Raw genomic sequence first — 15,514 nt, 5'->3', positions numbered from 1 at the left:
ATTTAAAATAATAAATGACCCTTTAGTTCAAACTCAAAAGGTCATTTTATTTAAATTAGCAGAAAAATTCAGGCAACTAGTTTTTATCTATCATTTTGGCTGCACCACTTTTGTTAATTTTTTCTAAATTAAACCAAAATACTAAGCAAAATTGTTAAAACTAAAACAATTAAGATGACTAATTTGCTAAATTTTGACTAACGATTTTTTGCCTTGAAATTAAAAAAATAGCTTTATTTAGAAGCTATTTTTTGGCAAAAACATCTTTTTGTGTGCCTAGACCTTCTGGAAATAAATTAGTTTTAAAATCACTTTGATTTTTATAAAGTTCTGAAAGGGCTTTTCAATAAGATTTTTGCTGCTGAGCATCACTAGAAGCATCGCCATAAATTAAATCATATTTAGGAAGATTATATTTGCCATAATAACCTTTATAATCATAGCCATAAGAACGCAAATTTAATGTTAAATTTGCCGAAGCTTGTGAGTCTGAGGCATAAACAACAGAATAAAGTTGACCATCTTTAAAGAAAACAGGACTACCAGATAAACCACCGCTTGCAGTATAATTATCAATAACAGTTCCAAGACCACCATTTAAATATTTCTTGGATTTACGTTGCTTATCGGTTTGGTCAAAATAATCGAGTTTTGTAAAAGATTTAGCCAATACTGGTGCGCTTATAAAATAATCGCTAATTCCGGGAATATTTACAAAACTACGGTAGGATCTTGACCAAGAAAATTCCGAACCGCCATTAATTAAAGGATCTTTTTCGTTTCTAGAATTAAAAAGACGGAAATTTTTATTAATCCAAGGCGAAACGCTGTAATCTTTTAGTGCAAAATCGGTTGGATAATCGTTTTGAGAAATAGTAGGGTCGCCTTTTGAACCTGGGTAACCTAAACTATAAAAAGGGGTTTTTTCTAGATTTGAATATTGATCTGAATTAAACGGATTAAATTCGGAAATTTTTAGTGAATTTGATTTGTGATTATTATAAAATTCTTCAGTAATTTGTTTAGCTTCTCACTCATTATTGAAATTTATTTCAATTATTGCAAAGTCAAGAAAATCATCAACATTCTGGAGATCTTGTTGATCACTAAAATCGCTAGGTTTGAATTTAAAAACATCAGAACCCATTAAAATAGTTCTAACATTCATACTTTGAGTTGGTTTTTGGCGGACTTTTGTTTGGTCAACAGGTCCCACTGATTCTGGAGATTCTCAGCCGGTATTGTAAATTTTGCCATTGTTTTCTTTGATATCAAGTTTAACTGTGTTATAAAATTCATCTCCAGTTGAGGCATTTCTTGAGGTTGGCAAAATTGTATTTAAAGGAACACTTTGTTTTAATTTTGTAAGAGTTATACTTTGTGTATTTAAACGTAAATCAGAATCATTATAATTTGAAAAATCACGGCCATAATGTTTACCTTCATGAAAATCATTGGCAATTTGCAAATTATTTGCAACGTGAGCGTTAGTTAAAAAGAATCATTTTAGTGGATAGGATGAATTTTGCGGAATTTGGTAGTCTAAAATTCCTAAGGTTCCAAAGAAAAAATTTGTGCGCGTTAATGGATTGTTGTTATGACTTGGGTGGGCTTCATGTGCGACTAAATTTTCGATTTTTATTGAAACAACATTTGGAATTAATTTCCTATAATCCTCAGAAACAATTTTTCTTGGCAAACCAAGTCGATTTGGACCACCAAAAGTATAGTCAGAATTTTCGCTAGATTTTCATCAAGCCGGCGTTTTAAATCCTGCCTCGTAAGTATTGAATTTTATTTTATTTGTATTTCCATTATCATCAAAAACCGGTAAGGAAAAAAGGCGAAATTGTGCATTTTCAAATAAAGGTTGGTTTGATTCTTTTGCTTTTTGATTTAATTTTGCAATAGTTTCAGGCTTTTGTTTTGGAAAATTTTCGGGCTTTTTTTCAAGTTCACTTTTAGATCCAAAACCAATACCACCGCCGCTAAAAGTAGAATTTATACGATACCAATCTCATTCTTTTTCGGGAAAATCATTTTCGTATTGATCCAAAATTGTGCGCTTGCCATCACTGGAAAAACGACTAAAATTTTGACCAGAAGGACGAGAATTACTAATTAATTCAGCAATTTTTTTATCACGTTCTTCTGATGATTGAGGGTTTTGGGGGCTATTAGGCGGCTGCTGATTGATTGGTTTTTCTTCTTTAAAAATATCTTTAAGCGCGCCTAAGGTTAGTGTTGCTGTGGATCTTTGAACCTCAAGGTCGTATTGAGTTTGTTTTGCAATTTTTTCCAGAGCGCTAAAAACATTGTTAATTTGGTTGATTTTTTCCTGTTTTTTACTTAAATCTTTAACATTATTATCAAGAAGTTGAAAAACTGACTTTTGTGATTCAGAAATGAATTTTTTAAACTCGTTTTCTGATTTTTGGCCAAAAAGTGATTCAAAATTTGAATTAATTTTTTGGAAAACTAACTCAGTTTCGGGCGAACTCGAAAAATTTCCTTCAGTTGGAGGGGTTTTTTGACTTTGTTGATTTTGTTCTGAAGGTAGTTTTTGCTGTTGGTTGCTACCACAAGCGATTGCAAAAAATGGAACAGATAAAAGTGGAAATAAAAATTTAATTTTCATTTTATACATCTCCTGAGAATCCATCTTGAACACTGTTTTGTCCAACGTTTTTAACTGAAACTTGAACAAAACCAATTTGTGAACCAACCTGTTTTAAAACTGATTCATTTTCAACATAAAGATGATTTACTAATAAATTACGTGAATTTGCGGCTCTAATAAAAGCGCTAATTTCAGTTATTGCATCTCCGCTTGGTGTTCCAGATAAAAAGATGGCTATTGGGCTTGAAGTTTGGGCGCCACTATTATCGCGAAACTCAATTTGGGCTCCACCTGGTTCGTCAAAGGTTAGTCGTGAACTTAATTGTCCACCGTTAAAATCGTCTCATTTTGCAACAAAATTGTTAGTTTGATCAAGGCCAAAAATTAATTTTTTAAATTTTATCGGACGAAATCCGGTAAAATCATCGTTTGCATAAGGATCATCTTTTCAATTTTTAACATGTTCATTTCAGATTTTATCGTATTTTTCAAGACTTAAACCTTTGAGTGATTTGATGTTCTTTGCCCGTGAAAAATCAAGATTAACCGGATGACCGCCTTTACCTCCGTGAGATCCTTGGAAAATTCGCTGATAAACTTTTGAGTCAAAAACAATTGAAAGACCTTCGTCAACAGTTTGAATTGTATCATGAGCATCTCAGGCTAAAGTGCTAAAAACAATTGATCCAGGTATTTTTTCACCAGGATAATTTTTATGAAAAGTTGCGGCATTATTATAATCAAAACTAATATAATCAATGTTTTTTAGTGCATTTGGATTAATTGACCAGTTATCTGATAATGCATCAATATTTGAATAGAGTTCAAGTTCATCAAGTTTGATTTTTTCTAAAGGACGTAAATTAGCTGTTGCATTGTAATTATCAAGGAAAAGCGTTAACTTTTTAATTGAAGATGGAATTGAACTTAAAATATTTTCAACGTTTTGGTTAGAATTTTTATCGCCGACATTTTTAAGAACAACAGCTTGAATTTTACTATCTTTTTGGATTACTTTTGTTAAAATTTCCTGAAATTTTTTAAATGCATCATTATCATTAGCATCAAGGACAATAACTTTGAGTGGTTGGCGATTAGCTCTGTCCTCATTTTTATCATTAGGGGTATAATTATAAATTTTTACTGAATTTCCTAGTGAATTATCAATTCCGCTAAATTGACTAGAAATATCACTTCGGTCTCAACCTTCATAACTAAGGTCAGAAATTGTTCCCGGAGTTCGTGAAGCTCATGAAGGAATATTTATTAGCCGTTTTTTATTTGCTTCTTTTAGTCGATTTAGCACAGGATTATCAGATTCATTTTCATAACCTCAAACATAGGGTGAATCAACCGAAGGCAGCATTCCGCGCAAAAGCATTTTAATTTCTTCTTGATTAAATGATTTTTTTGTTTGTTTTAGCTCTTCAAGTATTTTTAGATCGCTTTGGGTACGCTCGAGTTGATATGCAGGCGCATTTGAACCAATAAAAGTTCGTAATTTTTGGATACGAAAATTTTCTCACTCGACTTTAGTTGACCTAAGATCGCGATTGTAGCGCGGATCGTCAAAATAGTTATCATAAATACGATTAATTTCGTCAATTTCTTGTTGAAATCCAGCAATTTTTGCTTTTGCTTCTTTGATTGAATTATCGATTGCTTGACTATATCGCGCTAGTGCAATTGCTTTTAATCTTTCAAGATTGGAATTTACTTGCGTTTGTGATGGACTAATTACTTTTGGCTCCTCACGAGGGATTGGTCTAGGTTCGACTCTAGGTTGATTTATCGGTGCTATTATTGCTTTTTTAGGGGTTGATGTGACTGGTTTTGGTTCTGGTTTTGGTGTTTCTACTTCTGCTGGTTGAACTGGTTTGGGAACATCTATTTTAGTAACTTCCGGTTTTGCGATTTCAGTTTGTACTGGTTTTTCTGGTTCTTTCAGAACTTCATTTCTATCTTGGGGAGAAAAAACTATTTGAGGTCTAGGAATTTCACCTGTATAAGGATTTAATTGTTGGGTAAATCCAATAGCTAAAGTTGCAATTAAGGCAGGGGTTGTTACTAATAAAATTGTTTGTTTTCGTTTTGAAACTCTTGGTAAAATACTCAATCTCATAATCAGGGTCACCCTTTCTAATTGTTCATGAGATAAATTTTACTATAAAAAATGAGACAATGCAAAAAAATGTAAAATTAGATAAATTATAAATTAGTATGTTGGTTTTAGGCTGGTCTAAAAATGTGTCAAAATGAAACAATTCAAATCGATAGTTGAAGACAAAAATAAATCCCAGTTTCCCAGTTTGATGAGATAATCTTAAAAAAGCGTCGGGTTTTATGGACTTTTTTAACTTTTTGGCAAACTCAGGAAAAATAACTATCAAGAAAAAAACTAAATTTTAAATCTAACACTCATGAAAGAAAAATTCAACTACTATTTAAACTCAATGCAAATAGAAAACTCGTTTTTATTTAAATTGAGCCTAAAAAAATATATGAAGTTTTGAAAGAACAATAATTAAAAGCCATAAATTTATAGATTTCTAAACGGTCAAATTTATGACATTGCATCATATTTAAAAATATAATGAAAAATTCGCATAACTAGTTTTTTAGACAAAAAACATAATTAAGTCCTCCCTAATTCAATATCAAAATTTATTAATTTATTCTTAGTGTGAGTTTTATTATAACCTAAAATTTTTTTAAACCAAACATTTTTTTTTTTTTTTTCAAAGGGCTAATTTCAAAATTATAAAAATTAAGATTTTAGCGTCAAAAAATCCGAATTTACCGGTATTTTTACATATTTATATTCACTAAAAAATAATTTTTGCCATCAAACTGGGAAAGTCAGAAGGTCAAAATTTTGAAAATGTAACTATTGCTTTCCAAATAAAAGTACAAGTTTTTATTTGGGATAAATTATCTTTTCAGATTTTTCAAAATAAAATGTTAGAAAAAATTAACAAAAATCAAAATCATAGATAGAAACTAGTTTTCCGAATTTTTTCTAGTAATTAATAGTAAATAAATTTTTTTAGATTTTCTCAAGAAGACCTAAGGCATATTTAGCGGCACTTTGAGCGCCTTGTTTTATGTTGAAATTAATTTGGGAAATGTCAAGATTTTGGCCAATTTTATCGCTCAAATATTTAATACAATAAAAATTCAAGTTATTTTTAGCACTTATTTGAGCAAAAGAAAATGATTCCATATCAAAAAAATCAACAAATTGAAAATCTTTTACTTGATTTTCTTCAAAAATAAAACTATTTGATGAGCCTAAATTAAAATTTTGAGCAGCAATTAAATTATTCTCGTAAAATTTAGGTTCAAATGGTAGTTGGCCTGGCTGATATCAAGGTGTTTTTGCATCAAGTAAATAAAAACGTTTAGGAAATATCAATTGATATTTCATTTTTGAAAAATCAATTGATGAACTTCCACCACAAGCGCCATAATTTATTATATTAGTAATTAAAAATTTTACTGCAACTGTCTGGGCAAAAATAGCCGAATTAATTAAGCCAATTTGCGAATGAATATAAAAAAAATAAATATTTTTATATTCATAAACTGGAAAATTTAGGTCTAAAACACTAACATTTTTTATAAATTTTGCACCAAGTAACTCTAAATTTACTTGTTCTTGCTTATCAGCATAAAAAATAGCGGTTTTAATCTTGATGTTTTTCATATAGTTTCATTTGATTGGCTGAGTTTTTCATATTTTCATGCTCAATTTTGGACATTCTTACAAGTTGACTAAAGGCTTTATTTAAGTCTTGTTTTGCTAAGTCGCGTAATTTTTGAATACCTGAAAATCGACGTCCGCGGGCTAATTTATCGGCGACATAAATTGCTTTGTCAAATAATGACATTTCAAAACAAAGGGTTGTATGACAAGAAATAGCGCGGATTATTTGCTCAAAAGGTAGTAAATAAACATTTTTTAATCAAATTGACGCCGAAAGTTGGTGAAGTTCATAGTCTTGAAGATCGCTAGCATCAATTTTTTGGGATTTAAGAAAATCAATATGTTCTTGCCTGGTTCATTTTTTGGTTAAATCATGAAATAAGCCAGCATAATAAGCTTGTTTTGAATCTAGACCATAAATTTTAGCATACTCATTAGAGAGTTCGGCGGTATTTTTTGAATGGATAAATCGGTCTGAATTGCCAAGAAAACCTTTAAGAATTGAATTAGCATATAAAAAATTAGCACCAATAAAAGCATTTACTTTTGGATCAAGGCCAAAAAAGTTTCCATTTCTTATTTGTGAAGAACTAAAATTGGGCAGCTGGGTTGGCAAAATTAAGGCATTATAACGCTTAACATTTCCTAAATCAGGATAATTTTTACGATTAAAAACAACAAGTTGGACTTTTTGAAGAATTTCCTTGTAATTTTTCCACTTTTTAAAACAGGCAAGATTATCTGAACCTATTATTAAAAAAAGTTTTGCATTAGGATATTTTTGTCTGAAATAATTTACTGTTTCAATTGTGTAGCTAATTTTTTTTGCTTTAATTTCATAATCACAAACTTGTGTTTTTTCAATTTGAACTAATTTTAGCATTTCAAAACGAAATGCGGGATCAATGTTGTTTTCTTTATTATTTTTTAACGGATTTATGTAATTTGGTACAAAAAAAAGCATATCTAAATTTAAAAAATCGATTGCTTTTTTTGCAATTTGTATATGAGCTTTATGAACGGGATTAAATGAACCGCCATAAATTGCAATTTTTTCTAATTTCATTTTTTAATACTCGGTTGCTTCAAATGTAACTGCTGAACGCATATATTTAAGTTTTTTTGATTTTTGAATTTCTTTTACAGGATTTTTTAAAAAACGGCGAATATAATCACCAACTCCACCTTCTTTGTTTGTTTTTTTAAGAATAACGGTTGCATGCTTTTTTACTTGCTGAGGCGAATTTGCCATTGCAACAGAAATTGTTGAAATTTCAAACATACCAATATCATTGTAACTATCACCAATTGAAATTATATTTTCTAAGTCAATTTTATAATAACGTGAAAGCATTGAAACTGCCTTAGATTTATTAACCCCAATTGCGGTCATATCAAAAACGTATGTGTGATTTTCTCCCTTTGATCAAGCCGAAAATTCACCTAGATCACCGTAGCGTCGCTCTAAATATGATTTAAAATCGTTTATGTTTGTAGTTGGTTTTGTATCAAGAATTAAACAAGTCGGTTTTAAGGGTATTTTATTGTAATTTAGACCAGGTTTTAGATTTTTAATATGGTCAAATCCAAAAACTTGCTCTAATTGTTTATCGCGTTTTTTGATTTTAGCTCATCCAGGTCCTTCAATTGCAACATTTGAGGTTTCAGCTTTTACCCGTTTGTCGCCGATTATATATAAAATGTCGTTCAAATTTATGTAATTAATTGTTGGAATAAATTCAGAATCTGTTGGGTTATGAATATAAGCGCCATTAAAATTAGCAACAATTGTATTTAGACCTAATTTTTCGTATATTGGTTTTGTTGATCTTCAGGGTCTTCCTGTCAGAATGCAAACAACATGCCCTAATTCAACAGCGCGCTTAATTTCTGATTCAGTATCGGGATGAATTTCAGAATTTGCACTATCAGAAAGCACTGTACCATCAAGATCAAGAACAAAAAGATAGCGATTTTTTGAGATTTTCATTTTGTGAAATTATACCATAAATTTACTCGATATTATTATTTTATACCGATACAATTTTTAAAATATCAAATAATGTTTTCTTATTAGTAAATTAGCTTTAATTATTGTTTTTAAGTTTTAACTTAAATTTATTATAAATTCTTAAAACATTTGTAATTTTAGCTATAATTTAGGCGGTTTTTGCTTAGATTCTTAGGTTTGCTAGAATTGCTTTGGCTTTTTAGGAAATTTTTAGGATTTTCTAAAAAGTAAATTAATATCTACTCTCAACCACTTAAAAAACAAAACTAATTGTTTACTAAATTTTTTGTTTTGAAAACTAAATTTTCGAAAGAAATTATAAACTTAGTGAGAAAAACAATCGATTTTAGAAGGATTCTTCTAATTTTGACAAAATTTTGATGAAAAAATTCAAGTAGTGGATTTCCTCGTAACTATAATAAAAAATGACTTGAAGATAGAAAAATATTCGTAAACTTTTTGATAGAAAAAACCTCGTTAATGAAAGTTTTATTCAACTAATATATTATTTTTTAGGGTCTGTATAATTATCAGGATAAGTTCCATCATGGATTTGTTGCAAAATTTGGTCTTTTAATTTAGGTTGCTTTGTGCGGCTAAAAAATCGATTATCGTTAGCGTTATAATAAATCATTGTAATCATGTCATTTAGCTTTACGTTGGAAGGAGTATATCAATTCGTTCCCCCTCATCAACTTTTGGATTCGGCAGGGTTCCCTATTATGTCATTAATAAATTTTTTGTATTCATTATCCCTCGAATTGCTTACTTTAGATTGGTTTCCATTGTGCAATGAGGCGCGTATTATTTCAGAAGCCTTCCAGGACGAAAAAAAACTACCATAAAATAATTGGTCTCTAAACCAATCTTTAGAAATCCTAGATTCATAAGTATAAAAAAGAAGGATTAGCGCCAGTCTATAAAGGAGTCTTCCTTTTGATGAATTTTTAAAATTGCTGATTGATATTCTATTAGAACTTGTGCCCTCAGAGTATCAAATTCTATAAAATAATTTTGAAATTGCTTCAAGCTGAGGATCTTTTTTATTTGATGTAAAAAGATCCTGAAAAGAAATTCCAGTATAAGTTATATGATTTAATTCTTTTAAAATTGGCGAAGCGTGATTTTCCTTTGTCTTATCTCAGTCCGGTGAGGCTAAAAATATTAAATCAAAGAAATCAGCGAGTGTTTTAGTTGATATTTTTTGTCCAGTTGGTGTGTTTAATGTTAAATTTTTTTCATCAATTAGTTCTTTTTGTTCCTTTTGACTTGGACCTGTTGAGTCATCGACGCTAATTTTTGGTTCAATTTTGACCACTAAATCAAGATTAATTAATTTTGCAAAATCTAATTTACTAAAAATAGCACTGAAAAAGCTAGATGCTTCTTTACTTGAATCTAAAGTTTTAACTGCATTTAACATTTGATCTAAAATATCAGAAATTAAAGGATTATCAAAGCCAAGACCAATAAATTCTTTTAAAAAAGTTTTAGGAATCTCTCTTGGTTTTTGAACTTTATTAGTTAAATTTGGGTTGCTGCTGTCTAAATTTAAGTTTAAATATGAGGCAATTATATCAACGGCTATATCTAAAAATCCATCATTTTTTACTAAAAAATCAAGCACATGTCACAAATAGGCCTTCAAAAATTGGCTATTAGTTTGCTTTTGCGAACTCTGGCTTTGATCGGTAGTTTTATTACTTTTATCATCGCCTAAAAATTTAGTTAAGATTGCTGAAAATGTTTTTACATCTTTAAATGATTGTTGATTTTTATTTATATAGTCTAAAATTCGAAAAATAAAAAGTTTGTTTGCAGAATTTGGTAAAAATTCTAACAACAAACTTTTAAATGTTGGCTCAATTTTTTTCTTGGTTTCTTCTGACAGACCGCTAAAGATTGAAAAACTGGAAATATTTCCAACGCTTAATAGGTCGATTTTTTCTTTGAAAAATTTAGATTTAAAAATTTTGGTCAATATATCTCAAATATTATTTTTTTCTGACTCTTCAATTTCACTATAAACTGTTCCAATTTGCTTGACTAGTTCAACGATAAACTCTTCATTTGCAATCTCGGTTTCTAATAATGAATTCAAATTTGAAGTAGAAAACTGACCGCTAGTTAATTTAGTCAAAACAGTTATAATTTTTGTTAAAAAAGCATTTTCTTTTGAATAATTTGCTGTCTTTTTGACTGAATTTTGGTTTTGTGTTTCTGTTGAAGATGAAGTTGGAGATTGTTGCTCAGAACCAGAATCGCTAAATGGTTGAGCTTTAATTTCAAAATCAGAAATATCTTGACTTACATTTATTTGCTGAGGTTGATCTGAAAAAATATCTATTGATTCTGGCTCATTGGCGTAATAACTATCAATATTATTTTTAATTATTTTCTTAATTAACTTGAAAAAAGATTCAAATTCTGTCTGTTCAAATTCAGTTTTAAAAATTTTTTCTGATAGTTTTGTAAAATTGCCTATTAGATTATTCTTTTTTTCGTCTAATTGAACAATAAATTCACCGATAATTTTATTAAAATATTGCTTTTCAAATAAAGACTTAATTAACGATAAATTATTCAATGGCTTATTAATTTTTGCTTTTGCAACTATTTTAAAATAGGAATTAAATAAATCTTTAAGTCCATCAGATTGTAAAAATGAATCAAAAATTGGAGCAATATCTTCACGATATTCATCTGGAATGCTCGATAAACTTGATTTAATTTGTTCTGAAATAGGCTGAGTTTTCATTACTTCGGCAATTAATGAAGAAATTTTTTGTTGATTAAGATTACTTTGATTTTGTTTGCTTGTTGCCTCTGAAGAATAATAATTATTTGCAATATCAACACTAAAACTATCAAATAAAGTCTCAATAACCGATTTATTAGGGGTTGGATTATTAGAAATTGCATCAAGAATAATAGTAATTATTGATTTTATTGTTAACGGCGGTTGAATTGTTGTTTCTTTTTGAATACTTAGAATTGAATCCTTTAGTTTTGTCAAAAAATCACGAACAAGTTCTAAAATTGTATTAACAGATTCTGGTTTTAAATTTAGTTTATATTCATCCAAAATTGCCCGTAAAAATTGAGAAATTGATTCTCAAGTTGTTGTATTTCCTAAAAAAAGTGTAAAAACTTTTTCAATTAATTCAGAGTTTTGTGTAATAAAATTCTGAATTAACGAACTAAAATCAGGGTTTTCTTCAAACTTTTTATCGTCAAAAAAGTAATCAATAAGTTTTGAAAGTAATGCTTCAACTTCTGAAGATTCAAAGAAGCTAGATAAAATATTTAAAAGTGGTTTTTGAATTTTTTCTTTGTTAAAAAAACTATTTTGGTTTAATTTTTCGATTAACTGTTTATGTAAAAATGATTGATCAAAAAGGTTTTTGAAAAATAAAAGCAGATCTTGAGTTGAAATTTTGCTTTTAAAATCAAGGCTAGCAAGACTTTTTAAAAGTTTATAAATTTGCTCCTGGCTAAAAAAATTATTTAGAAAATAACTAGAAAAATTTTGAAATGAAAGTTGTTGGTCAAGAAGTGCGATTTTTGCTGAATATTCTTGAATTTCTGATTCATTATTTGCTTTTCTTGCCGATTCAAGGTTAGTTTTAAGTGAGTCATACTGGCTAAAATTTGATTTTGTAAAGGTTTCAAAAGTATTTATTGCGCCTTTGACAAAAGCAAAAATTAAGTTGTTAGTTGGACTTGTTTTATCATCTTTTCAAATTTGATATTTAGCGTAAAAATCCTCAAAAATTAGCCTAATAATTTCCGAAAAAGTTTTAACCGATGTAGGTTTTAGACCTTGCTCACTTAGCGAATTGCTAATTAAATTAATTAGACTAGTTAAAAACTCTTCATTTTTAACATTTTTTGCAAGGAAATCGTAAATATTTTCCTCAAGTTTTGGCAAATTATTAGCTAAAAACTGAAAACCAAAACGATTTAAATCATCAATTCGCTTATATTGGCTTTTATTTATCAAAAAATCATTAATTGCAGAATTTACAATATCTGATAAAGGTTTGAATGAATTTGAAACTAAAAAATCTTTGACCGAATCAAAAAGAAAGGAAAAACTAGCATAATTTGGCGAAGAAGTATCAATAAAGTTGCTTAGGTCAAATTTTGTTAAAATTGGGTAAAATTTATTAAGTAATTTTTTAAGTGATTCAATTTGATTATTGCTTAGCTCAAAACTTAAAAGTTCATGAAATAAATCAAGTAAATTTTTGGAATCTTTAAAAAAAGATGTGTAATTTGTATAAATTTGGTCAGCAAAAATTGATGAAATGCTCTCAATATTTTTATAATCAGATTTCTTAATAACTTCTAAAAAGTTTTTAGCAGCAATATCATTCAATTTGGTTCAGACATTTGTTCGGACAATAACATCAGCAAGCGAAACTAAAAGATCAGTGAGCGAATCTTGATCATCTTTAGACAAATTAAAATTAAAATTATCGTTAATAATTCCAACTAGAACCTTAACAGACTCATGATGTTTTAGTGTTTCAGAGATAAAATTACGGATAAAACTAACATTATCCGCGTCATTTTGAGGATTTTCAAGGTAAGTTTGGATTATTTGCTGAAAACTGGCAGAATTTTTATAGTCTTTTGTGCGAAGCTGAAAATCAGTAATTATTTTTGTAAATAATTTTCTAATTGAGTCAAAAGTAAAAACTACCTTTAAATTATCTTTATATGCAACATCAAGTTTGATAATATTATTAATTATAAGATCCTGAACTAAACTTTGGCCAAAAATAGAAGCAAAAATTAGTTCTTTAGTTTTTTCAGGATTTTCGCTAGCAAATTCAGAAGTTACAACAGTATTTAAAACATCAATTATCTGTTTTTCATTAAAGCCGGCAAAAATTTGATTAACTAAATCAGAAATTGTTGCCTTTTGTCAGTCTTGGGTGTCAATAATATTTTGAACATAAGTCTGAAAGCGCGTAATTATTTGACTAAAAAAGCCACTTGAGAAAATTTTTTGCAAAATTTGGGCAAAAGAAGCGCCAGCTTTTTGATTTTCCTTTCAAAAATCAGTTAAAGTTTTTTGCACGCCTGGATTATTTTGGAGTCCTAACTGGACAAAACGGCTTAAAAAATCACCAAAATTATTATTTAATATAACATTTACAAAATTTTCAAGCGGTGATTTTTCAGTTTTTTGAATATCTGCAGTCGTTCTTTCTTCAATCTTAGAGGTCTCAGAAATAAACTTATCAGTTGAGCCTTCAAGACTTAAGGCCTCAAGAATTTGTGAATTTGATGCTATATTTAAAGTACGACGGTAATTATTTAAATCTTTTTCGATATAATCCTTATCTCAGCCTAATTTTTTGTGTTCTTCGTTTTTAAATAAAATATCTTGTTCCAAAGCAAGTTTGAACAAGAGGTCTTGGGCCATTTTTTTATAACCTTTTGTCGAAGGGTGAATATCTAATTCTTTTGTTGCAAACTCAGTTGGATTTTCTTGTCAAATTTTTTCATTATACAAGTCAACATATTGAACTTTTTGAACTTTGGCAACCTGTTTAATTGTTGAATTTAGTCGTTTTATTGCTAAATTAGCGTAATTTTCGGGCAAACCTATTTCATTTGTTAGTAATTTTTCAAAAAATTTAACAATATTTGATGTCAAGGAATTATAACCGACTAAAACGATTCGAACATTAGGGTTGATTTTGCGCAAATTTTCAACTAAGGCTAGCAAATTTCTGTAAATTTTTTGGTAAGCTAGTTCAATATTTTGCATAAATTCAAAACTTGCCTCAGCTTTTGTGGCAAGTTTTTGCAATGGTTTTGCAATTACACGAAAATCAATAGACTCAATTAAATCATTTGCTCCTAATGAAAGAGTTATTAAATTTGAATCTTGGATTTTTTTGTGGAGTTTTGGAAAACTTGTTGCCGAAAAGTCATCAAAAACTTCACGAATTTGCTTTCCATATGGCGAATTTAATTTTTTGTCTAGATGATAATTGAAACGAAAATGTGTTTTGTCTGAATTTTTGTATTTTTCATTTTCAGGATTGAGTAAATATAGTCAATCTGTGACTGTTGTTCAAGAAAGTGCCAAATTATCGAACGATTTAAGGGCGTTTGGATTAACTTTCTGAATAAAATTAGCAAAAAAGGCAGGATACGAAAGTCCTTTTACTTGATTATTTTCATCAAGCATACCTCTAACATCAAAAGAATAATCCCAGTTAAAACCAGCAGAAATTGAATCACCTAATGATAAATAATTAATTTTATCCAAAAGCTCTTCAGTTTCTTGGACTGAGTGGGTAATTGGTATGTTAATTTGATCGGTTTTATCGCGATTTTTTATACCAATTAAAGTAATTCCAGAAATAGTTAAAGATAAGGTGCTAAAACTCAAAAATATTTTGAATGCTTTAGAAAAATCAGGTTTTGAGATACTTTTTTTCATTATTTTACCCCGCTTCTTTTTGTTTTTCTAGATTTTTTTAATAAAAATCGATTAGATTGGTCCAATTAGTTAAGGAGCAAACTAGAAAATAAAATTAAATTATACACTAAATAAGTTTAAAAAAACTTAGATAATTATTTTTTCTGAAAATTAGTAGAAGAAATTCAGACATTAATTTTTATCTATGATTTTTGATTGTTCAACTTTTGTTAATTTTTCTGTTAATTCATTTAGTTCTAGGCCTTAATTTTCCCGAGTTTCCCAGTTTTAAGACAAAAATTCACTTTTTAGTGAATATAAATATGAAGAAACACCCGTAAATCGGTGTTTTTTTAATGTAAAACCTTAATTTTATAAGTAGCATTTGGTAGCATTTTAAGTAATTTTATGGTATAATTATAAATTATGAAAAAACAAAAATTAACTAAGTTGGTTTAGTATCGATGTTGCAAAAATTAAGACAAAGGGTTGAATTTAACACTTTAGATCAGCAAATTATATTTAAAAAACACGATGGTGTCCCTAGCGATCCAAACATTTGAAATAGATATGATTTTTACTTTGATATCTTAATAAATCACTAATAAAATTGTAACCAACTTTTACCAAAAAACTTAAAAAAGTCCCTAAAACCGGATACTTTTTTAAAATTACCTTATGAAACTGGGAAACTCGGGTAGGCCTTAATTTTTGTTGCATAATTATAAAAAA

General features: G+C 28.7%; 7 protein-coding genes. 1 reads left to right on the top strand and 6 read right to left on the bottom strand.

Annotated features, from left to right (window positions below; all coding sequences use genetic code 4):
* Positions 1–244: 244 nt before the first annotated feature.
* From mip to V3249_RS02000, 6 genes are all read right to left on the bottom strand, one after another.
* Positions 245–2,638, bottom strand: a complete 2,394-nt coding sequence (gene mip / locus V3249_RS02025; protein ID WP_337902657.1) for an Ig-specific serine endopeptidase MIP — start codon at positions 2,636–2,638, stop codon at positions 245–247.
* 1 nt (position 2,639) lies between these two features.
* Positions 2,640–4,742 carry a putative immunoglobulin-blocking virulence protein gene (locus tag V3249_RS02020; protein WP_337902656.1) on the bottom strand — a complete coding sequence of 701 codons (2,103 nt, stop codon included), beginning with the start codon at positions 4,740–4,742 and terminating at the stop codon, positions 2,640–2,642.
* Positions 4,743–5,666: 924 nt separating this feature from the next.
* Positions 5,667–6,326, bottom strand: coding sequence for a 5'-methylthioadenosine nucleosidase (locus V3249_RS02015; RefSeq protein WP_337902655.1), 660 nt, complete (start codon positions 6,324–6,326; stop codon positions 5,667–5,669).
* Complete coding sequence (locus tag V3249_RS02010) at positions 6,307–7,392, bottom strand: nicotinate-nucleotide adenylyltransferase (RefSeq protein WP_341517653.1); 1,086 nt, start codon at positions 7,390–7,392, stop codon at positions 6,307–6,309. Before V3249_RS02010 ends, V3249_RS02015 begins: the two co-directional genes overlap by 20 nt.
* A gap of 3 nt (positions 7,393–7,395) precedes the next feature.
* Positions 7,396–8,316: a Cof-type HAD-IIB family hydrolase gene (locus tag V3249_RS02005; RefSeq protein ID WP_341517652.1), complete on the bottom strand. Its 921-nt coding sequence runs from the start codon at positions 8,314–8,316 to the stop codon at positions 7,396–7,398.
* A gap of 526 nt (positions 8,317–8,842) precedes the next feature.
* Positions 8,843–14,803: an SGNH/GDSL hydrolase family protein gene (locus tag V3249_RS02000; protein ID WP_341517651.1), complete on the bottom strand. Its 5,961-nt coding sequence runs from the start codon at positions 14,801–14,803 to the stop codon at positions 8,843–8,845.
* Between the two features lie 443 nt (positions 14,804–15,246).
* Here V3249_RS02000 and V3249_RS01995 point away from each other — a divergent pair, with 443 nt between their 5' ends.
* Positions 15,247–15,387 carry a hypothetical protein gene (locus V3249_RS01995; RefSeq protein ID WP_252263094.1) on the top strand — a complete coding sequence of 47 codons (141 nt, stop codon included), beginning with the start codon at positions 15,247–15,249 and terminating at the stop codon, positions 15,385–15,387.
* Positions 15,388–15,514 lie beyond the last annotated feature (127 nt).

Source organism: Mesomycoplasma ovipneumoniae (assembly GCF_038095995.1).
In the GTDB taxonomy this organism is placed as follows: domain Bacteria; phylum Bacillota_I; class Bacilli_A; order Mycoplasmatales; family Metamycoplasmataceae; genus Mesomycoplasma; species Mesomycoplasma ovipneumoniae_F.
Note: the sequence above shows the minus strand (reverse complement) of the source record. Positions and strands in the feature narration are given on the sequence as shown.